Origin of the sequence: Pseudomonas sp. SCB32, assembly GCF_009189165.1 — a bacterium.
Lineage (GTDB): Bacteria > Pseudomonadota > Gammaproteobacteria > Pseudomonadales > Pseudomonadaceae > Pseudomonas.
The window spans coordinates 4,966,286-4,987,487 of record NZ_CP045118.1 but is presented as its reverse complement, the minus strand read 5'-3'; the positions used below and the strand labels follow the sequence as shown (position 1 = coordinate 4,987,487).

Sequence of the window (21,202 nt, the reverse complement as noted above, 5' to 3'; positions counted from 1 at the left end):
GGTTCTTCGAATCTTCAGTCGAGGACGGCCAGGGTGTCGAGTGCGATCTGCCGTTCCTCGTTGGTGGGGATCACCAGCACGCGGGGATGGCCGGGCAGGTGGATTGGGCCGCCGACGCCGCCCACACAGCGGGCGTTGGCTTCGCCGTCGAGTTCGAGATTGAGCACGTGCAGGTGCTTGACCGTCAGGTTGCGCACCAGCGCGGAGTTCTCGCCGATGCCGCCGGTGAAGATGATGCCGTCCAGGCGCGGCAGCGCACAGGTCAGCGAGGCCAGCGACTTGGCCAATCGGTAACAGAATACTTCGATGGCCAGCGCCGCGCTGGCGTGGCCCTGCTCGCGGGCGTGCTCCAGGGTGCGCATGTCGTTGGACAGCCCCGACAGGCCGAGCAGGCCGCTGTCGTGGTTGAGCATGTGGTCGATCTTTTCCAGGCTCCAGCCCAGGGTGCGCGCCAGGTGGCTGTGCAGGTTCGGGTCGACGTCGCCAGAGCGGGTGCCCATCATCAGGCCTTCCAGCGGGGTCAGCCCCATGCTGGTGTCGCGGCTCTGGCCGTTGGCGATGGCGCAGGTCGAGCTGCCGTTGCCCAGGTGCGCAGACAGCCAGTTGCTGTCGCCCACTGCCAGCCCGCTCAGCTCGGCAGCCATGTGGCTGACGTAGCGGTGGCTGGTGCCGTGGAAGCCGTAGCGGCGCACGTGCTGCTCGCGGTACAGCGGCTCGGGAATGGCGTAGCGGTAAGCACGCTCGGGCAGGCTCTGGTGGAAGGCGGTGTCGAACACGGCAATGTGCGGCAGGTCCGGGTAGAGCGCCATGGCGGCGTCGATGCCGAGCAGGTTGGCCGGGTTGTGCAGCGGCGCCAGTGGCGAGGTCTCGCGAATCGCGCCGAGCACTTCCTCATTCAGCCGCGAGGCCTGGGTGAAGCGTTCGCCGCCATGCACCACGCGGTGGCCGATGGAGTGCAGTTCGCCCTGGGCGGCCTCGCTCACCAGCGGCAACAGGCGGGCGAGGGCGGCCTTGTGGTCGCCGCCGGGTAGTTCCAGGGTCTGCGCCTGGGCATCGCCCTCGCCCTGCCAGCGCAGGCTGGCACCGGTGGAGCCGAGGCGCTCGGCCAGGCCGTGGAGGATGAAGTCGTCGCGCCCCTCTCGAACCAGGGCGAATTTGATCGAAGAACTGCCGCAGTTGATCACCAGGATGTTGCGTGCCGGCATGCCTACTCCTTGTTGCTGTTCTGTTCCTTGGCGCACCAGCCGCAGGGGAAGGGGCGGCCGATCTGCGCCTGACGTTGCTGCGGGTCGAGCACCCAGGGCCGGGACTGCCACGGCGGCTGGTGGCGCAGGTGCTGGGTATGGCCGCAGGACAAGACTGCCACCCACTGGCCGTCTTCATCCTGATGAAAGTCAAGCAGGCGCGGGGCGTCCGCGTGATCCCGTCTGTCCGTCTTCGGGTCGCATTCGGGGGCGTCGCAGCGTAAACTTGCGCGCTCAACTTCTATATCAGAAAGGTTTCGTACCATGCAGATCGCGGCCAACAAGGCGGTTTCCATCGACTATACCCTGACCAACGAAGCAGGTGAGGTCATCGACAGCTCCGCCGGCGGCGCTCCGCTGGTCTACCTGCACGGTGCCCACAACATCATCGCCGGCCTGGAAAAGGCCCTGGAAGGCAAGCAGGTTGGCGACGAGCTGGACGTTACCGTCGAGCCGGCCGATGCCTACGGCGAGTACAGCGCCGAGCTGGTCGCCACTCTGACCCGCGAAATGTTCGAAGGCGTGGACGAGCTGGAAGTCGGCATGCAGTTCCACGCGTCCGCTCCGGACGGCGGCATGCAGATCGTCACCATCCGCGACATCGACGGCGACGACGTCACCGTTGACGGCAACCACCCGCTGGCCGGCCAGCGCCTGAACTTCAAGGTGAAGGTGGTCGACGTGCGTGACGCTTCCGCTGAAGAAGTCGCCCACGGTCACGTCCATGGCGAAGGTGGTCACCACCACTGATCGCTTTCACCGGTCGAATTGCGACCGGGTGAAGCCATCATTGAGCTGCTACGCTCAACAGTGAAAGGCGCCTTCGGGCGCCTTTCTCATGCAACCAAGCCAGGGCATTTTTCCCACATCGATTGGGATTGCGCAGAAGACGGACGCGCTGTCCGCCCCTGCTGCGCGGGCACGCTGTGCCTACCTCTTCAAGGAGCAAGCAATGAGCGCTTTTCACGGTCTGACGCTGCAAGGTCTCGACGGCCAGGATCTGCCGCTGGCCCCGCTCAAGGGCAAGGTCGTGCTGGTGGTCAACGTCGCCTCGAAGTGCGGCCTGACTCCGCAGTACGCCGGTCTGGAGAAGCTCTACCAGCAATACAAGGATCAGGGTTTCGTGGTGCTCGGCCTGCCGTGCAACCAGTTCGCCGGGCAGGAGCCTGGCAACGAAGCCGAGATCCAGTCGTTCTGTTCGCTGAACTACGGGGTCAGTTTCCCGATGTCCTCCAAGCTGGACGTCAACGGTTCGGAACGCCATCCGCTGTACCGGCTGCTGGCCGGCGAGGGCGCCGAGTTCCCCGGCGACATCACCTGGAATTTCGAGAAGTTCCTGCTCGCCCCGGACGGTCGCGTGCTGGCGCGATTCAGCCCACGCACCGCGCCGGATGATCCCGCAGTGGTGCATGCCATCGAGAAGGCGCTGGGCGCCTGATCCTGTCCGGCGGGAGAGGGCGCTTGCGCCAATCCCGCCGGCGTTTCTCCCTACCGGCTTGTTCCGCGCCCTGCGCGGCGGCTAAATCGGTCGACTTGCCCGAGGAGTCCGCCATGAGCCGTTTCGTCGCCGAATCATCCTGCCTGCCGGCAACCCCCGATGCGTTGCGCGCGTTGATCGAACAACGCCGGGCGGTGCGGCGCTTCCTCGATGAGCCGGTGCCCGATGCGGTGCTGCGTGACTGCCTGGAACAAGCGGTGCTCGCGCCCAACGCCTGCAACCTGCAGCCCTGGAGCTTCCAGGTGATCCGCGATCCTGATCTGCGCCGACGGCTGGTGCCGGTGTGCCTGGGGCAGAACGCGGCGCGCACGGCGCCGGTAGTGATCGCCGTGCTGGCACGGCCGGATACCTGGCGCGAGTCCTGCGCGGCGATCCTCGATCAGTGGCCGGAGCCACAGGTGCCGGAGAAGGTGCGGGACTTCTATGAGCGCACCGCGCCCTTCCAGTACAACCAGGGCGTCTTTGGCTGGCGCGGGCTGTACAAGCGCGCGCTGTACTCGCTGGTCGGCCTGCGCCGCGCGCTGATGCGCCAGCCCAACAGTCACGCCGAGATGCGCCTGTGGGCGGTGAAGTCCACCGCGCTGGCGGCGCAGAACCTGATGCTCGCCCTGCAGAGCCACGGCTTCGCCACCTGCCCGATGGAGGGCTTCGACGAAGTGCGCTTGCGCAAGGTGCTTCAGATTCCCCGCCGCGCTGTGCCGATCATGCTGCTGGCGGTGGGCCGCGCCGCCGACAATGGCGTCTACAACCCGCGCCTGCGCTTCCCGCTGGAGCAGCGGGTCAGCTGGCAGTGACCGCATCGGGCCGCGTCAACACGCCCATGCGCCCGCCGCCGAACGACCAGTCGTCCGCCTCGCTGGTGGTGATCTGCACCATCACATCCTCGCTGGCTATCCCCAGGCGCTCGCCCAGCAGTGCGTTAAGGCGCTGGTAGAACACCTGCTTGGTCTGCGAATCGCGAGGGCGGCCGATGGTGATGGCGATCAGCACGAAGTCATCGCTGCGCGGTCCGCCGAGGTAGCCACGATCAAACACGAACTCTTCCGGCTCATGCGGGTGGATCATCACGAACTGATCGTTCGCCGGGACGTTGAAGGCGTCGTGCATGGCGTCGTAGACGGAGTTGGCCAGTTCGCGCAGGTAGTCGGGTTGCTTGCCTTTGCGCAGGGAGATGCGAACGGTGGGCATGATGCCGCTCCTCGGAGGGTGATTGACGAGCTCAGGCTAGCGCGGCAGTTTTGTTCGGAAAATCGGGAAATATTTCACTGATAGTTCAATAAAGCAGGATTGTTGAAATGGCCCGCATCAACTTCGACCTGGACGTGCTGCGTACCTTCGTCACCGGCATCGAGCTGGGCAGCTTTGCCCGTGCAGCGGATCGGCTGGGGCGCTCCACCTCGGCGGTCAGCGCGCAGTTGAAGAAGCTGGAGGAGCAGGCCGGCACGCCGGTGCTGCGCCGCGAAGGGCGCGGCATGGCGCTGACCGAAGCGGGCGAGACGCTGCTGGCCTACGCCCGCCGCCTGCTGGAATTGAACGACGAAGCGGCCGGCGCGCTGCGTGGCGGATCGCTGGGAGGTCGGGTGCGCCTGGGCCTGCAGGAAGACTTCGGCGAAACCCTGCTGCCCGCCGTGCTGGCCCGCTTCGCCCGCGCCCATCCGAAGGTGCGTATCGAGGTGCGTACGGCGCGCAACCGGCAACTGATCGAAGGCGTGCGCAACGGCGAGCTGGACCTGGCGCTGGCCTGGGAAACCGGTGAGCGTACGCCGCACATGGAGCGCGTCGGCGCGGTGCCGCAGTGCTGGATCGGCGCGCCTGGCATTCCATTCGTTCCCGGAGCGGAGCCGCTGCCGCTGGTCATGCTGGAGGTCCCGTGCCTGTTGCGCAGCGCGGCGACGGCTGCGTTGGACCGCGCCGGCATCGCCTGGCGCGTGGCCTTCACCAGTGCCGGGCTGTCCGGCATCTGGGCGGCGGTGGCGGCCGGGCTGGGCGTTGGCCTGCGCACGCCCATCGGCTTGCCGGCCAGCGTCGAGCGGCTCGATGCCGGGCGCTTCGGGCTGCCGGCCATGGCGCCGCTGGGGCTGTGCCTGCATCGCAGCGAAGCCGAGCCCGAAGCGGCGGTGGCGCGCTTGCGCGAGCTGCTCTGCGAAGGCGTCGCCGAACTGCTGGAAGACCCGGCCGTCCGCTGATCCACTTCTGAGGGAAAATCACCGCGATCAATGATGCTGGGAAAAGCGAGGCGACCGGTCATATTTTCGCTCCCCATGAACAGCATCCGACTCGACAAGCGTGACCTGATCCTCGCCAAGGGCTCCCTGGCGATGACCCGTTGCGGCTACCACGGCACCGGCGTGCAGGACATCGTCCAGGCCGCCGGCATCCCCAAGGGCTCCTTCTATCACTACTTCGAGAGCAAGGAAGATTTTGCCCTGCAGGCCCTGGAACATCTCTACGCACCGCGCCTGGCACGTTATGCCGAAGCCCTCGGCAACCCGGTGCTGGGGCCGCGTGCGCGCATCCTCACCTATTACCGCGAGCTGCTGGCGCACTTCTCCCGCCAGGAGAAGCTCGAGTTCCACTGCTTCATCGGCAGCCTCAGTTTCGAGATGGCCGAACTGTCGCCGGCCATCACCGAGCGGGTCGACGGCATCCTGCAGCAATCCATCGACACCCTGCGCGACTGCCTCGCCGACGCACAGCGCGCCGGTGAGCTGTCGGCCGCGGAGAACGTCGAACATTTGGCCGAGTTCATCGGCAACGCCTGGCAGGGCGTGCTGGCGCGGCTGAAGGTCAGCGCCTCGCTCAAGCCCCTGGAACGCTTCATCGAACGCCTGGAGTACCTGCTGCAGGCTTGATCCTTCTTCATCCCACACCCCTACACCAAACGACGAGACGACCGGTCGCCTGGCCGTCATGGAGACTTCAATGACCGCATCCGTAGACACCCTGTTCTCGCCCTTCCGCCTGGGCGGCCTGGAACTGCCCACGCGTATCGTGATGGCGCCGATGACCCGCAACTTCACCCCGGGCGGCGTGCCCCACGCCCAGGTCGTGGAGTACTACCGCCGTCGCGCTGCCGCCGGGGTCGGCCTGATCGTCACCGAAGGCACCACGGTCAACCACAAGGCCGCCAACGGCTACCCGAACGTGCCGCGCTTCCACGGCGAAGACGCCCTGGCCGGCTGGAAGCAGGTGGTCGATGCCGTGCACGCCGAAGGCGGCAAGATCGTCCCGCAGCTGTGGCACGTCGGCGCTGTGCGCCGCCTGGGCACCGAGCCGGACGCCAGCGTTCCGGGCTACGGCCCCAGCGGCAAGGTCAAGGACGGCACCGTGCTGGTCCATGAAATGACCAGGGAAGACATCCAGGACGTGATCGCCGCCTTCGCCCAGGCCGCCCGCGACGCCAAGGCCATCGGCATGGACGGCGTGGAGATCCACGGCGCCCACGGCTACCTGATCGACCAGTTCTTCTGGGACGGCAGCAATCAGCGCACCGACGAATACGGCGGCAGCCTGGCCAACCGTTCGCGCTTCGCCATTGAGCTGATCCGCGCCGTGCGCGAGGCCGTCGGCCCCGACTACCCGATCATCTTCCGCTTCTCCCAGTGGAAGCAGCAGGACTACAACGCCCGCCTGGTGCAGACCGCCGAGGAGCTGGAAGCCTTCCTCAAGCCGCTGTCGGATGCCGGCGTGGACATCTTCCACTGCTCCACTCGCCGCTTCTGGATTCCGGAATTCGAAGGTTCCGAGCTCAACCTGGCCGGCTGGACCCGCCAGCTCACCGGCAAGCCGACCATCACCGTGGGCAACGTCGGCCTGGATGGCAGCGAGTTCCTCGCCTTCTTCGGCAAGACGGACGAAGTGGCGCAACCGTCGGGCATCGATGGCCTGCTGGAGCGCCTGAACAAGGAAGAGTTCGACCTGGTTGCCGTTGGTCGCGCCCTGCTGGTCGACCCGGACTGGGCGGTGAAGGTACGTGACGGTCGCCTGGCCGACATCAAGCCGTTCAGCCGCGATGCGCTGATGTCGCTGGCCTGATTCGCGACGCGTTGATGTGAAAAAGCCCCTGGCGCCGATAGTGCCAGGGGCTTTCTTCTTGGTGCTCGAATGTCGCGGCAGTTGCTCTTCGTAGGAGCGGATTTTATCCGCGATCCGCCGGCAGGGCCGGCGTTTGGAGCATGCGGTCGGTTCCGGTATTTCCCCATGGCATCGGATTCCTGCGCTGCGGATTTCGCGAATAAGATCCGCTCCTACGGGAGCAGCGCTTCTCCGCGAACATTCCGTAAGCCGAACCCCATTGTAGGAGCGGGCCATGCCCGCGATCGCGCGCATGGCGCGCTCCTACAGTTCGTGTCCTCTGCCCAGTAATCTGCGTTCTGATTATGGCTCTACATAAATTGCATGAATGGTCTGAAAGCCCCGTCCTAGGCGTTTACAAATCTTTTCCGAGACCCTCCTTTCCGCTTGCTGACTTCACGGTCTGAAACGGGCATTGTATGACCGCGTTCACACAACAATAGGCCGGTATACGGCCATAGGAGTAAGCCATGCGGATCGGCTTGGTGGTCGATGCAACCTGTGACCTTCCCCCGGAATTTCTCGCGGCCAACAACATTCGCGTCCTGCCCATCGGCATCCGTGTGGGCGAGCGTCGCATCGTCGATGATCGCGACCCCGACACCACCCTCAAGTTCTACTCCCAGGACCTGCCCAAGGTCGGCCCCGAGGACGGCAGCGAGCCGCTGACGCCCACGCAGACCCACGACTGGTTCCTGGAACAACTGGTCACCGATTTCGATTACGTCATCTGCCTGACCGTCACCAGCCAGCGCAGCCCGATTTTCGAGCACGCGACCCAGGCGTCCTTCAGCCTGTTGCAGAGCTACAAGGAGCGTCGCACTGCCGCCGGCATCGCAGGGCCTTTCGCACTGCGGGTGATCGACAGCCAGACGGTGTTCGCCGGCCTTGCCGTGCTGGCCGCCGAAGGCGCGCGCCTGCTCGCCGAGGACCAGCACCCCAACGCCGTGCGCACCCGCCTGGAGCAGCTCAGCCAGCAGATGAACACCTTCCTGGTCGCCAGCGACCTTGGGCACATCCGCCGCCGTGGCTTCCAGAAGGGTGACCGCAGCAGCATCGGCGACCGCCTGCGGGGTGCCTTCCTCGGCATCGGTTCGATGCTCGACATGAAACCGGTGCTGAGCCTGGTGCAGGGCGAGGACAAGCCGGTGTCGGTATCGCCGAACTACGAGAAGTCCGCCGAGCGCCTGCTCAACTTCGCCCGCGCGAGGGTCGAGGCGGGCGAGCTGCTGGCGCCGCAGATGTGCCTGAGCTACGCCGGCGATCCTTCCGCGCTGCGCGACCTGCCGGGCTTCGCTGCGCTGGAATCGGCCTGCCAGGCCAGGGGCATTGCGGTGCACCTGGCGATGCTCAGCCCCACCGGCGGCATCAACCTGGGCGCGGGCGCCATGAGCCTGTCGTTCGCGGCGCAGCCGATACCCTTCGCCTGAGCCTCACTTGTGCAGGGAGGACCTTCCCACCGGCCCCAGGCCGGTAGAGGTCTTCCCTGACAGTGCCAGGCGGCAGGCTTCCTGCAGATAACTCTCGAAGCGCTCCACCACCGCGTCCCAGGCCTGATGGCTGGCGTGGTGGCGGGCGTTCAAACGCACCCGGCGCAAGCGCTCGGGATCTTCCAGCAGCCAGCTGGCCGCCTCGAAGAAGCCCTGGTTGTCGCCTGGGCTCGCCAGTGCACCGTTGTGCCCATGACGGATATGCTGCCCCGCTGCCGCCTGGTCGAAGGCCACCACGGCCAACCCCGAGGCCAGTGCCTCCAGCACCACGTTGCCGAAGGTCTCCGACAGGCTGGGGAAGAGGAACAGGTCGCCACTGGCGTAGTGCCGCGCCAGTTCCTCGCCGCGTTGCAGGCCGCAGAATACGGCTTCGGGCAGTTCCTTCTGCAGATGGACGCGTTGCGGGCCGTCGCCGACTATCACCAGGCGCAGCTTGCGCTGCGGGTGCGCCGCGCACAGCGCGCGGAAGCTGTTGCCCAGCAGCGAAAGGTTCTTCTCCGCCGCCAGTCGACCCACGTGCAGCACGGCAATGTCGCGCTCGCCCAGGGCCCATTCCCGGCGCAATGCGTCATCGCGCCGTCCGGGCTGGAACAGCTGGCTGTCGACCCCTCGCGAAAGCTGCGCGAGATGTTCGAAGCCACGCCGTTGCAGCTCCAGCGACTGGCTGACGCTGGGTACCAGGGTCTGCTGCGTGCGGTTGTGGAACCAGCGCAGGTACAGGGTCACCAGGCGCATCAGCGGACCGAAGCCATAGTGCGCGCTGTACTGCTGGAAGTTGGTGTGGAAGCCGCTGATCACCGGAATCCGCAGGCGCCGTGCGGCGCGCAGGGCAGCCAGGCCCAGTGGGCCTTCGGTGGCGATGTAGAGCACGTCCGGGCGCAGCCCGTTCCAGTGGCGCAGCAGCTTGTGCAGGCACGACTGGCCCCATTGCAGCCCCGGATAGCCCGGCAACGGCCAGCCCCGCGTCAGCACCAGCTCGGCATCGCTGTGACGGCCGCCGTCGATCTGCTGCCGTGGCCGCACCACCTGGATGTGATGGCCCAGGCGCAATAGCCCGGCGGCCAGCCGGCCGAGGGTGTTGGCGACGCCGTTGATTTCCGGCGGAAAGGTTTCGCTGATCAGCGCAATGCGCAGGGGAGTCGTGGTCATGAACGCAGTGTCACGACGCGCGGTGGCGCGCCGATGACGCGGCGATGATCGAAATATGACATCCGCCGGAGCGGCTGCCGGGCAGGGCTACAGGGCCTTTGCGCGGCCCTCGTGGAGCCGCAGCGGCTGAGTGGAAGCAGGCAGGTTGCTGCGTATGGCCACTGCGCGTTGCACCGTGGCATAACGGCAGGGCCGGGCCATGCCGCGCTGGGTGACCACCTCCATCAGCATGTCGATGTCGAGGGCTTGTTCGGCGACCAGTCGCCTGAGGCGCTCGTTTTCGTCTTCCAGCTGCTTGACCCGGCGAGCACCGGCAACCCCCATGCCATCGAACCTGCTCCGCCACCGGTTGAAGAGGGTATGCGAGATGCCGTGTTCCCGGCACAGGCTGGCCACGGGCTGTCCGGCATCGGCCGCCTTGAGGATCGCGATGATTTTTTCCTGGCTGAATCGGGCGTCATTCATGTGGGCTCCTGCTTCCACGTCCTGCCGTGCGGTGTCGAGCGATGAGTCATGCGGTGAACGAAGTTCCGGAAGGTCGGGTTTCAACCGACCTTCTGGAGCATGTCCGAGGCAATCTTCTCGGCCAGCATGATGACCGGCGCATTGAGGTTCGCCGATGGAATGGCAGGGAAGATGGAAGCGTCGACCACCCGCACGCGCTCAATGCCCATCACCCGTCCTTCCGAGTCGGTGACCTTGCCCATGCGCAAGGTGCACGAGGGGTGGTAATTGGATTCCGCCGTGGCCTTGGCCCAGGCCAGGATTTCCGCATCGCTGCGTGCGCTTGCGATATCCCCCGCTTCGCCCCGGAGGCGGCTTGCCATGGCCGATTGCCCCATGACCTCGCGTACCGTCTTGATTGCCGTGACGGCCAGTTTCTGGTCGTACTCGGTCGTCAGGTAATTGAACTGGAAGGCAGGCGACGCCATGGGGTCGGCCGAGCGCAGCCAGACTCGTCCCGTGCTGGTCGGGCGCTGGAGACTCAGCGAGCAGTGATAGCCGGGGCTGACGCGTATGGCGTCGTGGCCGAAGTAGGGGCGAAAGGCGACGCACTCCAGTTGGATATCCGGGCGGCCGGAACCATCGGTCGAAAGCATCGCGCCGGCTTCGAACAGATTGGAGGAGCCGAGGCCGCGGCGGGACAGCAGCCATTTTGCCCCGATCATCGGGCGCCGGTGCAGGGCCAGCTCCCGCGCCATCGAGTTCCGCTCATTGATGACGTCCCAGTCGACGACCAGCGCGGTATGGTCGGACAGTCCCCGGCCCACTTCCGGAAGATGGACCACGGACTTGATGCCCTGCTTTCGCAGCTCATCGGCGTCCCCTACGCCGGAGAGCATCAGGAGTTGCGGCGACATCAGGGCGCCTGCGCTGAGAATGACTTCCCGGCCGACAGGCACTCGATACTGGTTGCCGCGCCGGGTCGCTTCCACGGCCACGCAAGTCTTGCCGGAAAAGACCAGTCGCGTCACCCGCGTATGCAGCATGATGTCGAGATTCTTCATCGACTTCTGCCGCAGGTAGGCGTAGGACGCATTCATGCGCCGCCCCTTGCCGATATTGCGCTGGATGCGGTGCATCCCTTCCTGCTTCTCGCCATTCTGATCCGGGTTGAAGGCATATCCCGCTTGCTGGCCGGCAGCCAGGAAGGATTCGAACAAGGTGTTTTCGCAAGGCGATCTTTCCACGCTGATCGGGCCGGTGCCGCCTCGCCAGAAACTGGCGCCGTCCTCGAAGGATTCGGCCTTGCGGAAGAAGGGCAGAACATCCTGATAGCGCCACCCGCTGACGCCCAACTCCGACCAGTGATCGTAATCCTGCGCATTGCCGCGCATCCAGTTCATGCCATTCACCGAGGAGGAGCCACCCAGTGCGCGGCCGCGCGGTTCGTAGATCCCTTCGGGTTGATCGTCGGAGAACAGTTTCCAGTTGGTCCTGTTGCTGAGCAATGGCAGGCCCATGGCTCCCGGCATGATGATGCCCAGGTTGATATCCGAACCGCCGGCCTCGATCAGCAGTATTCTCAGCGAAGTCTTTTCGGCCAGCCGACCTGCCAGGGTGCTGCCAGCAGAGCCGGAACCAATGATTATGTAGTCATAGCCGTCCATTGCCGGTTCGGAAACGAAGTTGAGCATAATTCCACCAGAATCTTATTTGTTTTTGTACGCCTGAGGGATTGAGTGCCGTGGCGACTCATTACAGGTTCGCAGTTTTATTTATTAATGCGCTGCGAATTAACGGGCCTGTTGGTGCTCGTGTCTTCGCTTTGTAGAGGTTGTGAGGAGTTCGGTTTCAGAGCTTGATGATTAATCGGGTTTATTGCCATGGCAAAAGGTTTGCTGAGGTTTGAGTTATCTGCTCATGCGTAATATTTTGAATATCCAATGCTATTGGAAAGTTGATTCGATTCGTGCTCTGTGAGTAACTACATTGAGCTGCGACTCTCGGTGAAAGTCTGAAGCTCGACCGTGATGGAACTCTATCTGGATCGTCGGGCCCCAGATACTCCTCGGGATCGAAATGTATTTTGCGTTTTTCGCAAATCTGCGCGGGAGGCCCTTTGGATACCCTGACTACCCTTCGATTGTTCTTCGAGGTTGCCGACCAGGGCAGCTTCTCTGTCGTCGCTCGTACCCATCAGACGGCAATTTCTTCGATCACCCGAAGCATCAGCCAACTGGAGCAGAGCCTTGGGGTAAAACTGTTCGCCCGCTCGACGCGGCGGCTGTCAATCACCGAAGCTGGCTATCGGTTGCTGCAATCAAGAGAGCAATTGTCGAAACTGGATGAGACGCTGAAGGCAATAAGGGGAGCAACGGGCGGGATGTCGGGAAGGATGCGGATCACCGCTCCCGAGAACTTTGGCAGGCGTTATCTGATCGACCTTATCTCGACGTTGCTTGAAGAATTTCCAGAGCTGGAAATAGAACTTGATCTGAGTGATGAATATCGAGATCCGATGGCCCAAGGGTTTGATCTGAGTATCCGGGTGGGGGAGGATCATTCATCGGGTCTGATTCAGCACAAACTGACTTCCAATACCCATGTGCTGTGTGCGAGTCCGCACTATCTGGCGCGATATGGAGTACCGGAGAGTATTGAGGATCTGGAACATCATCGCTGCATACGCCATGAAATACCGGGGCTGGATAAGAACTGGGTATTTTCCGATGGCACAGGGACAATCAGTTTCCTGCCGCAGGGGGCCTTTTCGTCCAATCTCTCGGACGCCGTGATTTCCGCGGCCGTTGCCAGCCACGGAGTCGCCCTGATGCCTTATTGGCTGGTGGGGGCGGAGTTGGCGACGGGCAAGCTGGTGCAGGTACTTGCCGACATCCCGGCCAAGCCTTTGCCGAAATACGGCGAGTGGCTGTATATCGCCTACCCCCCGCACAACCGCCACTCCATCAAGGTGCAAACGCTGCGGGAGCGATTGACCGCCTCCCTGGCTGCAGTCGGACAGCCTCTGCCTCACGCCGGAAAGCCCTGAAGCCTTTCGCTGAAGTACGACGGTCGTGCCTCAAGAGCCGACAGGTGATCGGCAGGGGCAGGGCCCCTTCCGGTGGGTTCAGCGGGTGAGGGCCTTGTCGCCACCCTCGCGTACCCAGAACAGCACGGCGCCGGCCACGGCGGCGGGCATGGCGACCAGGTTGACCAGCGGGATCAGCAGCGCGAGGTAGGTGATGCCGCCAAAGCCCATGCAGGCCCAGCGCTTGCTGCGCAGCCAGGCGAGCATCTCGTTCCAGCCCAGCTTGTGGTTGTCCGCTGGGTAGTCGATGTACTGCACGGCCATCATCCACACGCCAAACACCAGCCACAGCGGCGCGGCGATCAGGTTCAGGCCGGGGATCAGGCTGAGGATGAACAGGCCGATGGCGCGCGGCAGGAAGTAGCCGAGCTTGCGCAGTTCGCGGCCGATGGTGCGTGGCACCATGGCCATCAGTTCGCTCCAGCTGAAGGCCGGGAAGTCGTCGGTGCCGCGCACCACCACTTCGACCTTTTCCGCGAGGAAGCCGTTGAAGGGCGCGGCGATCAGGTTGGCAAGCATCGTGAAGGTGAAGAACACGATCAGCAGGACCAGCGCGACGAACAGCGGCCAGAGGATGAACTGCAGGAAGCTCAGCCAGTGCGGCAGGCTTGGCATCAGGGCATCGACCCAGTGGCTGAACTGGTTGACCGCGAAGCCGATCAGGCCGACGAACAGGATGAGGTTGATGCTCAAGGGCAGCAGGACGAACAGCCGCAGGCCGGGGCGCATCATCAGTTTCAGGCCTTCGCTCAGGTATTGCGGGCCGCTCAGGGTAGACATTGGGCTCTCCAGGGGACTTCCAAAGGTAAAGCGACAGCGACCTTAGCAGACCCGGCGAAGAGCCGGCGAGCCGTCTGTTTTGCCGGGTGTGTGGCGGTTCAGGCGGGGCTGTAGCGTCGGCAGCGGTTGCGCTCCTGCTTGGCCTGGTACATGGCGACGTCGGCGGCGCGGGTAAGGGCCTCGGCGTCGCCCGCGTCCTGTGGATAAAACGCGATGCCGATGCTCGGGGTGACGAAGTCGATGGTCTGGCCGCTCACTTCATAAGGGCTGCCCAGCACCTGCAACAAGCGCATGCCCAGGCTTTCGGCCTGCTGCGGCTCGGCGTTTTCCAGGAGTACGGCGAACTCGTCCCCGCCCAGACGGAATGCCTGGTCGGGCTGGCGCAGGCTGTTGTGCAGGCGCTCTCCGACGGCGCTCAGCAGCGCATCGCCGGTGGCGTGGCCGAAGCTGTCATTGACCTGTTTGAAACGGTCCAGGTCGATGTAGAGCAGGGCGGCCCGTTCGCAACGGGTAATCGCAGCGGGCAATTGCCCGTCGAACGCCTTGCGATTGCCCAGGCCGGTCACGGCATCGCGGAAGGCCAGGTCGATCAGCTGGTTCTGGTAGGCCACATGCTGGCTGATGTCGCGCAGGATGCCGCGGAAACCGGTGAACACGCCCTGGTTGTCGCGGATCGCCGACGAGCGCGTCTCGCAGTTGAGCAGACGTCCATTTGCGCATTTGAAGGGGGCGGAAAAAGTGGTCTCGCGTTTGTCGTCGCGCACCTGGACGTAAAGCGCCTGCGCGCGCCGGGCGTCTTCCTCGGGCAGCAGCAGGCTGTAGTGACGGCCGACGATCTCCTCGGCCGAGTAGCCGAGCATCCGGCACAGCGCGGCGTTGACGGTGAGCATGATGCCCTTTTGGTCCATCTCGAAGTAGCCGTCGCGGATCGCATCGAGGATCGCCCGGTCTCGCGCCTCGCTCTGCTCCAGGCGGTCGAGCATGTGGTTCATCTCGCCAGCGAGCTTGCCGAGTTCATCCTCGCCCAGGCTGCCCAGGCGTTGCTGGTTGTGGTCCGGACCGATGCTCGAGACTTCCCGGTTGAGCGTGCGCACGCGGCGGATGATCCAGAACTCCAGCGCCAGGTAGGCCAATAGCAGGGCGGTGGCGAGCAGGGCCAGGGCCAGGTAGAGGAACAGGCGGATGGATTGCCGGCCCTGCAGGTACAACGGCCTGGGGCTGATGACCTCGATACGCAGCTGCGGCTTGCCCTTCGAGCTCAGGTACAGCAGCGACATCTGCTGCTGGTTCTTGCCCAGCAGTTGGCGCGGGCTGAGCAGGGTAGCGCCGCGGTTGTTGGGGATGCTCAGTGGTCGCCAGGTGTTGTCCGGGCTGCTGTCGTCGGCCAGGCGCAGGCGAGCGCCCATCTGGTTTTCCAGGGCGGCCATCCGCCGCTTGTCGAACAGCACGCCAGCGATCAGCGCTCCGGCGGGTTCGGCGCGGCCGGCGGTATCGCTGATCGGATAGCTCAGCAGCAGTTGCGGCACACCGTCGATTTGCACCAGCTGGTCGATGCTGTGCCGCGCATCGCCTGCAATATCGAGGGCGCCCAGATCGAGGGCGGTCTTCAGGATGTCGCGCTTGAGATCTTCCGGGCTGGGAGTAGAGGTGCCGGGGAAGCGCTCGGGCAGGTCGTCGAGCTTCCATTGCTGGCCGACGATCCCGCCCTGGCGGTCGACATACAGCACATAGTCGAAGCCGAGGAAGCCGAGCATGTCGACTTCGAGATTCTCCGCGACGAACTTCGGATCGGGCTTGTGCATGAAGGCGTAGCTGGTGTCCCACCAGGCGTAGCTGCGCGCGATGTCGAGGAATCGCTGCTTCTCGAAGGCAATGCGCTTGTGCACGATGCGCACCTCGTCGGCCAGGCGCTGGCGGTCGCCACGGTCGAAGCGGTCGAGCAGGATCATGTCCGACAGCATCCATACCCCGGCGAGGCTCGCGGCGAACAGGGGCAGGAACAGCAGGAGCAGACGGGCGCGAAGATTCATGGAGTGACTGTTGATCATTGGATTTGCTTGATTCTAGACAGCCCGTAGGTGGATGCCGGGGACATAGACATGGCCTATGGATGGCATTGAGATTGGCCATTTCTACAGGACACGGTCGTGGCGGTAATCTGCGCGCCATGTCGAATCGCAAAGGTTCGAGGGCCAACCCGGATCACCTTGACCCATATCAAGCTCGCCACGGCGAATCGGGAACTGCCTGACTTATCTCAAGGGTACTTGGAAATTCTGCAGGACAATGGGTTCCGTGGTTCAGGCCACACCGCATTGCCGAAGGTCTCCAGGCCATGCGGTCCGCGCAAGAAACCTTTCAGAGGAGCTGCCGTTCCTCCAACCTTCCCCCTGGTATTTGGCAGCTCCCTTTTCTTTGCCTGACGTTCTTCTGAACGTCGTTCTTCAACTGAACATCAGGAGGCTGCAATGTCCGAGAGTCGCCACGCGCGGGTCATCATTCTGGGGTCCGGCCCGGCCGGCTACAGCGCCGCGGTCTATGCCGCCCGCGCCAACCTCAAGCCGCTGCTGATCACTGGCCTGCAGGCCGGCGGCCAGCTGACCACCACCACCGAAGTCGACAACTGGCCGGGCGACCCCCATGGCCTCACCGGGCCTGCGCTGATGCAGCGCATGCAGGAGCATGCCGAGCGCTTCGAGACCGAGATCGTCTTCGACCATATCCACGGCGTGGATCTGGCCGGCAAACCCTTCGTGCTCAAGGGCGACAGTGGTACCTACACGGCCGATGCGCTGATCATCGCCACCGGCGCCAGTGCCCGTTATCTCGGCCTGCCTTCGGAAGAAGCGTTCATGGGCAAGGGCGTGTCCGCCTGCGCCACCTGCGACGGCTTCTTCTACCGCAACCGCGAAGTGGCTGTAGTGGGCGGCGGCAACACTGCCGTTGAAGAGGCGCTGTACCTGGCCAACATCGCCAGCAAGGTGACACTGGTACACCGCCGCGACAGCTTCCGTGCCGAAAAGATCCTGCAGGACAAACTGCGTGCCCGCGTCGCTGAGGGCAAGATCGAGCTGCGGGTGAACGCGCAGGTCGATGAAGTGCTGGGTGATGCCCTGGGCGTCACCGGCGTACGCCTGCGCCACAACGATGGCGAGACGTCCGAGCTGAAAGTTGACGGCCTGTTCGTCGCCATCGGCCATACGCCCAACACCTCGCTGTTCGAGGGCCAGCTGGAACTGAAGGACGGCTATCTGGTGGTCAACGGCAGCCGCGAGGGCAATGCCACCGCGACCAACATCCCCGGTGTGTTCGCCGCCGGCGACGTGGCTGACCATATTTATCGCCAGGCCATCACCTCCGCCGGCGCTGGCTGCATGGCCGCGCTGGACGTGGAACGTTACCTGGATTCCCTGTAACGGCCCGAAGAGCCGGCGTGCAGGAAGAGGCCCCGCTAGCGGGGCCTTTTTCTACTCAGGATTCCAGCGCCGAGATCGCCTTGCGGGCGACCTGGGCATCCTGGGCCGCCATCACACCGGACACGCCCACCGCGCCGACGACCTGTCCATCGACCAGCACCGGCACGCCGCCTTCGAGCATGCCCTGCAACATCGGCGCGCTGAGGAACGCGTGGCGCCCTCCGTTGATCATGCTTTCGTAGGCTCCGGACTCCCGGCGACCCAGCGCCGAGGTGCGCGCCTTCTCGGTGGCGATATAGGTGGCGATCGGCGCGCAACCGTCGAGGCGCTCGAACGCCAGCAGGTGACCGCCGTCGTCGACGATGGCGATCGACACCGCCCATTGGTTGCTCTGGGCTTCATCTCGGGCGACACGCAGCATGCGGTCGGTTTCCAGCTGGGTCAGCTGCGGTTTGTGCTTCATGCGGGAACTCCAGGGGTTGCGGCGCGGGCGGCCAGCCGACGGGTCAGCCAGTCCGGGTCCATCTGCGGCACCGAGGCCAGCAGGCGTGCGGTGTAATCGTGGTGGGGCGGGGCGAGCACCTGGGGCGCCGGGCCCTGCTCGACGATCCGCCCTTGGTGCATGACCACGATGTGGTCGGCGATGCTGCGCACGGTATCCAGGTCATGGGTGATGAACAGGTAGGACAGGCCCAACTGCTGTTGCAGGCGCTTGAGCAGCAGCAGGACGCCCTTGGCCACCACCTGGTCCAGCGCCGAGGTGATTTCGTCGCAGATGATCAGCCGGGGCTCGGCCGCCAGCGCGCGGGCGATGCAGATGCGCTGCTTCTGCCCGCCGGAGAGTTCGCCCGGGAAACGGTCGAGGAACTGTTCGGGCGGTAGCTCGATCTGCTCCATCAGCTCGCCCAGGCGTGCTTCCTTCTGCGCTCCCTTCAGTCCGAGATAGAAGGCCAGCGGACGGCCGAGGATCTCGCGGATGCGCTGGCGCGGGTTCAGCGCCGTATCCGGCATCTGGTAGATCATCTGGATGTTCTTCAGCGTCGCCGGGGAGCGCGACTGGCAGCGCGGTGGCAGGGGCTCTCCCTGGAAGGCCAGCGTCCCACGGTTGCGCGGCAGCAGTCCGGTGAGCACCCGCGCCAGGGTCGACTTGCCGGAGCCGGACTCGCCGACCACGGCGACGGTCGCGCCCTCTGGAATCTCCAGCGAGACGTCCTGCAGCACGGGCAGCGGGCCATAGCTGGCGCTGATGTTCGAGAGGGCGAGCAGTGGCGCCTGGCTTTCGGCGAGCCGGGTTTCGTGCTGCAGCGAACGTACCGACCAGAGCGTACGGGTGTAGGCCTCCCGTGGGTTGTCGAGCATGTCGCGGGTGGCGGCTTCCTCCACGGTCTGGCCGTGGCGCAGGACCATGATGCGGTCGGCCATCTGCGCGACCACCGCCAGGTCGTGGGTGATGTACAGCGCGGCGGTGTGGAACTGGCGGACCAGGTCGCGGATGGTGGCCAGCACCTCCAGCTGGGTGGTGACGTCCAGTGCCGTGGTGGGCTCGTCGAAGACGATCAGGTCGGGACGGCAGGCCATCGCCATGGCGGTCATGGCGCGCTGCAGCTGGCCACCGGAGACCTGGTGCGGGTAGCGCAGGCCGAAGCTCTCCGGCTGCGGCAGGCGCATGCGGCGGAACATCTCGACGGCGTCCGCCCGCGCCTGTTGCTCGGGCATGACGCCGTGCTGCACGGCGGTTTCCACATACTGATCGATCAGCCGGTGCGCCGGGTTGAACGAGGCCGCCGCCGATTGCGCCACATAGGCGATGCGCGAGCCCCAGAGCTGCCGCTTGCGGGATTCCGGCGCCTGGGCCAGGTCTTCGCCATCGAAGAGGATGCTGCCGGCGCTGATCCGGCAGCCTGGACGCTCGTAGCCCATGGCCGACAGCCCGAGGGTGGACTTGCCGGCCCCAGATTCGCCGATCAGGCCGAGGACTTCGCCCCGCCGCAGTTGCAGATCGATGCCGCGGATGATCGGCTTGCCGTCCAGCGCCTGGACGTGCAGCCCGTCGATCTTCAGCAGCAGTTCGTCGCGTTGGCGCTTTGCGCTGTCATTGCTCATCGTGCAGTCCACTCGTCATGTGCAGGAACCAGTCCACTACGAAGTTCACCCCGATGGTGAGGATGGCGATGGCCGCGGCCGGCAGCAGCGGAGTGATTTCGCCGTAGCTGATCAGGGTGGCGTTGTCGCGGACCATCGAGCCCCAGTCTGCAGTGGGCGGCTGGATGCCCAGGCCGAGGAAACTCAGGGCGCTGATGAACAGGAAGGTGAAGCAGAAGCGCAGGCCGAACTCGGCCACCAGCGGCGGCAGGATGTTCGGCAGCACTTCGCGGAACATGATCCACGCCGTGCTCTCGCCGCGCAGGCGGGCGGCTTCGACGAAGTCCAGCACCACGACGCCGGAGGCCACCGCGCGGGTCAGGCGGAATACCCGGGTGGAGTCGAGCACGGCGATGATGGCGATCAGCATCGGCACCGAGGTGCCGAACAGGGTGAGCAGCAGCAGGGCGAAGATCAGCTGTGGAATCGCCATCAGCACGTCCACCAGGCGCGACAGCAGCTGGTCGGTCCAGCCGCCGCGCACCGCCGCCAGCAGGCCGGCGATGCCGCCCAGGAGGAACGCCAGGCAGGTGGCCAGCAGGACGATGCCCAGGGTGTTGCGGCCGCCGTAGAGCAGGCGGGTGAAGAGGTCGCGCCCGAGGTTGTCGGTGCCCAGCAGGAACTGCTGGCTCCAGGGCTCGAACTCGCTGGCGACCACCTGGGATTCGCCGTAGGGGGCGATCCAGGGCGTGAGCAGCGCCGCCAGCGTGTAGAGGACGATGATCAGCAGGCCCAGCTGAGCGCTCCAGGGTGCGTGGCGCACCGCGCGGAGCATCCGGCCCAGGCAGGCTGCCGCCTTGTGCGGTGACGTGGTGTATCCCGGCATGGCGTGTTGCTCCGCCAGGGGAAGATTGCTGCCCTGTTCGATCATCGCGGGTGCCTCAGGCGGGGGTTGGCAAGGTTGGCCAGGACGTCGGCGCTCAGGTTGAGCAGGATGTAGGTCGAGGCGAACACCAGGCTGCAGGCCTGCACCACCGGCAGGTCGCGCTTCTTCACCGAGTCGACCATCAGCTGCCCCATGCCGGGATAGACGAACACCGCCTCGACCACCACCACGCCGACCACCAGGTAGGCCAGGTTGAGCACGATGACGTTGATGATCGGCGCCCAGGCGTTGGGCAGCGCGTGCTGGAGGATGATGCGCCAGCGCGGCAGGCCCTTGAGCCGGGCCATTTCGATGTAGGGGCTGGCGAGCAGGTTGACGATGGCGGCGCGGCTCATGCGCATCATGTGGGCGACCACTACCAGTGTCAGGGTCAACGCCGGCAGCGCCATGTAGTAGAGACGCTCAGCCAGCGGCTGGCTGGCGTCGACGCTGGCCAGGCTGGGCAGCCAGCCGGCCTTCACCGACAACCCCAGGATCAGCAGGTAGGCCAGGAAGAACTCCGGGAAGGAGATGCAGCTCAGGGTGAAGACGTTGATCAGGCGGTCGAACACCCCGTTGCGGTAGATCGCCGCCAGGAAGCCCAGGGCCAGCGCCAGCGGTACGGCGATCAGCGCGGCGAACAGCGCCAGCAGCAGGGTATTGGGCAGGCGCGTGGCGAGCAGCTCGGCGATGGCCCGGCCATTGGCCAGGGAATGGCCGAAGTCACCGTGCAGCATCCCCCCCAGCCAGTGGAAGTAGCGCAGGTACAGCGGCTGATCCAGCCCCAGGGTCTGGCGGAAGGCGGCCACCGCTTCCGGGGTGGCCGACTGGCCGAGGATTTCCGTGGCGATGTCGCCCGGCAGGAGGGACACGCCCAGCAGGATGATGACCGAGACCACCCACAGGCTGAGCAGCCCCAGCAGCAGGCGCTGGGTGAGCATTTTCAACAACGGATGACGCATTTCGACGGACCTCCTCGGCGACCGCGACTTCGTAGGCAACCTGACCGCGA

21 protein-coding genes are annotated in these 21,202 nt (G+C 65.1%); 9 read left to right on the top strand and 12 right to left on the bottom strand.

The annotated features are described in order from the left end of the window. Positions 1-14 precede the first annotated feature (14 nt). On the bottom strand, positions 15-1,205 hold the full coding sequence (locus GA645_RS22755; protein WP_152225694.1) for an acetate kinase: 1,191 nt from the start codon (positions 1,203-1,205) through the stop codon (positions 15-17). 2 nt (positions 1,206-1,207) lie between these two features. Further along, positions 1,208-1,540: a DUF3565 domain-containing protein gene (locus GA645_RS22750; RefSeq protein WP_152225692.1), complete on the bottom strand. Its 333-nt coding sequence runs from the start codon at positions 1,538-1,540 to the stop codon at positions 1,208-1,210. Between GA645_RS22750 and GA645_RS22745 the strand changes: the two genes are divergently transcribed. From GA645_RS22745 to GA645_RS22735, 3 genes are all read left to right on the top strand, one after another. Further along, positions 1,509-1,994: a peptidylprolyl isomerase gene (locus tag GA645_RS22745; RefSeq protein ID WP_152225690.1), complete on the top strand. Its 486-nt coding sequence runs from the start codon at positions 1,509-1,511 to the stop codon at positions 1,992-1,994. The two genes, GA645_RS22750 and GA645_RS22745, sit on opposite strands and share 32 nt — an antisense overlap. A 202-nt stretch (positions 1,995-2,196) precedes the next feature. Further along, positions 2,197-2,682: a glutathione peroxidase gene (locus GA645_RS22740; RefSeq protein ID WP_152225688.1), complete on the top strand. Its 486-nt coding sequence runs from the start codon at positions 2,197-2,199 to the stop codon at positions 2,680-2,682. A 113-nt stretch (positions 2,683-2,795) separates the two neighbouring features. Beyond that, on the top strand, positions 2,796-3,536 hold the full coding sequence (locus tag GA645_RS22735) for a nitroreductase family protein (protein ID WP_152225686.1): 741 nt from the start codon (positions 2,796-2,798) through the stop codon (positions 3,534-3,536). Here the strand turns inward: GA645_RS22735 and GA645_RS22730 are convergent. After that, complete coding sequence (locus GA645_RS22730; protein ID WP_152225684.1) at positions 3,523-3,930, bottom strand: tautomerase family protein; 408 nt, start codon at positions 3,928-3,930, stop codon at positions 3,523-3,525. The genes GA645_RS22735 and GA645_RS22730 overlap by 14 nt on opposite strands. Before the next feature lie 107 nt (positions 3,931-4,037). On the opposite strand from GA645_RS22730, the gene GA645_RS22725 reads away from it, so the two are divergent. From GA645_RS22725 to GA645_RS22710, 4 genes are all read left to right on the top strand, one after another. After that, positions 4,038-4,928 carry a LysR substrate-binding domain-containing protein gene (locus GA645_RS22725; protein WP_152225682.1) on the top strand — a complete coding sequence of 297 codons (891 nt, stop codon included), beginning with the start codon at positions 4,038-4,040 and terminating at the stop codon, positions 4,926-4,928. A gap of 75 nt (positions 4,929-5,003) precedes the next feature. Next, the gene (locus GA645_RS22720) at positions 5,004-5,594 is read left to right on the top strand and encodes a TetR/AcrR family transcriptional regulator (protein WP_152225680.1); all 591 of its coding nucleotides are present in this window, start codon (positions 5,004-5,006) and stop codon (positions 5,592-5,594) included. Between the two features lie 70 nt (positions 5,595-5,664). Then, complete coding sequence (locus tag GA645_RS22715) at positions 5,665-6,777, top strand: NADH:flavin oxidoreductase (RefSeq protein ID WP_152225678.1); 1,113 nt, start codon at positions 5,665-5,667, stop codon at positions 6,775-6,777. A 509-nt stretch (positions 6,778-7,286) separates the two neighbouring features. Further along, positions 7,287-8,246 carry a DegV family protein gene (locus GA645_RS22710; RefSeq protein ID WP_152225676.1) on the top strand — a complete coding sequence of 320 codons (960 nt, stop codon included), beginning with the start codon at positions 7,287-7,289 and terminating at the stop codon, positions 8,244-8,246. 3 nt (positions 8,247-8,249) lie between these two features. Here the strand turns inward: GA645_RS22710 and GA645_RS22705 are convergent, their stop codons facing one another. From GA645_RS22705 to GA645_RS22695, 3 genes are all read right to left on the bottom strand, one after another. Continuing rightward, on the bottom strand, positions 8,250-9,455 hold the full coding sequence (locus tag GA645_RS22705; RefSeq protein WP_152225674.1) for a glycosyltransferase family 1 protein: 1,206 nt from the start codon (positions 9,453-9,455) through the stop codon (positions 8,250-8,252). Positions 9,456-9,542: 87 nt separating this feature from the next. Next, positions 9,543-9,920: a transposase gene (locus tag GA645_RS22700; RefSeq protein WP_152225672.1), complete on the bottom strand. Its 378-nt coding sequence runs from the start codon at positions 9,918-9,920 to the stop codon at positions 9,543-9,545. A gap of 80 nt (positions 9,921-10,000) precedes the next feature. Continuing rightward, positions 10,001-11,593, bottom strand: a complete 1,593-nt coding sequence (locus GA645_RS22695; RefSeq protein WP_152225670.1) for a GMC family oxidoreductase — start codon at positions 11,591-11,593, stop codon at positions 10,001-10,003. A 425-nt stretch (positions 11,594-12,018) separates the two neighbouring features. Here GA645_RS22695 and GA645_RS22690 point away from each other — a divergent pair, with 425 nt between their 5' ends. Next, positions 12,019-12,948 (top strand): LysR family transcriptional regulator, encoded by a 930-nt coding sequence (locus tag GA645_RS22690; RefSeq protein WP_152225668.1) that lies wholly within the window; start codon positions 12,019-12,021, stop codon positions 12,946-12,948. 78 nt (positions 12,949-13,026) lie between these two features. On the opposite strand, the gene cysZ is transcribed toward GA645_RS22690, so the two are convergent. Both cysZ and GA645_RS22680 read right to left on the bottom strand, forming a co-directional pair. After that, the gene (gene cysZ / locus GA645_RS22685; protein WP_152225666.1) at positions 13,027-13,767 is read right to left on the bottom strand and encodes a sulfate transporter CysZ; all 741 of its coding nucleotides are present in this window, start codon (positions 13,765-13,767) and stop codon (positions 13,027-13,029) included. 98 nt (positions 13,768-13,865) lie between these two features. Next, positions 13,866-15,797 (bottom strand): diguanylate cyclase domain-containing protein, encoded by a 1,932-nt coding sequence (locus GA645_RS22680; RefSeq protein ID WP_152225664.1) that lies wholly within the window; start codon positions 15,795-15,797, stop codon positions 13,866-13,868. 438 nt (positions 15,798-16,235) lie between these two features. Between GA645_RS22680 and trxB the strand changes: the two genes are divergently transcribed. Further along, positions 16,236-17,183 carry a thioredoxin-disulfide reductase gene (trxB, locus tag GA645_RS22675; protein ID WP_152225662.1) on the top strand — a complete coding sequence of 316 codons (948 nt, stop codon included), beginning with the start codon at positions 16,236-16,238 and terminating at the stop codon, positions 17,181-17,183. A 55-nt stretch (positions 17,184-17,238) separates the two neighbouring features. Here trxB and GA645_RS22670 read toward each other — a convergent pair whose 3' ends face one another. From GA645_RS22670 to GA645_RS22655, 4 genes are all read right to left on the bottom strand, one after another. Next, positions 17,239-17,646: a heme-binding protein gene (locus GA645_RS22670; protein ID WP_152225660.1), complete on the bottom strand. Its 408-nt coding sequence runs from the start codon at positions 17,644-17,646 to the stop codon at positions 17,239-17,241. Then, positions 17,643-19,286, bottom strand: coding sequence for an ABC transporter ATP-binding protein (locus tag GA645_RS22665; protein WP_152225658.1), 1,644 nt, complete (start codon positions 19,284-19,286; stop codon positions 17,643-17,645). Before GA645_RS22665 ends, GA645_RS22670 begins: the two co-directional genes overlap by 4 nt. Next, positions 19,276-20,100, bottom strand: a complete 825-nt coding sequence (locus GA645_RS22660; RefSeq protein ID WP_152228265.1) for an ABC transporter permease — start codon at positions 20,098-20,100, stop codon at positions 19,276-19,278. Before GA645_RS22660 ends, GA645_RS22665 begins: the two co-directional genes overlap by 11 nt. A gap of 92 nt (positions 20,101-20,192) precedes the next feature. Further along, entirely contained in the window at positions 20,193-21,152 is a 960-nt protein-coding gene (locus GA645_RS22655; RefSeq protein ID WP_152225656.1) for an ABC transporter permease, read from the bottom strand. Positions 21,153-21,202 lie beyond the last annotated feature (50 nt).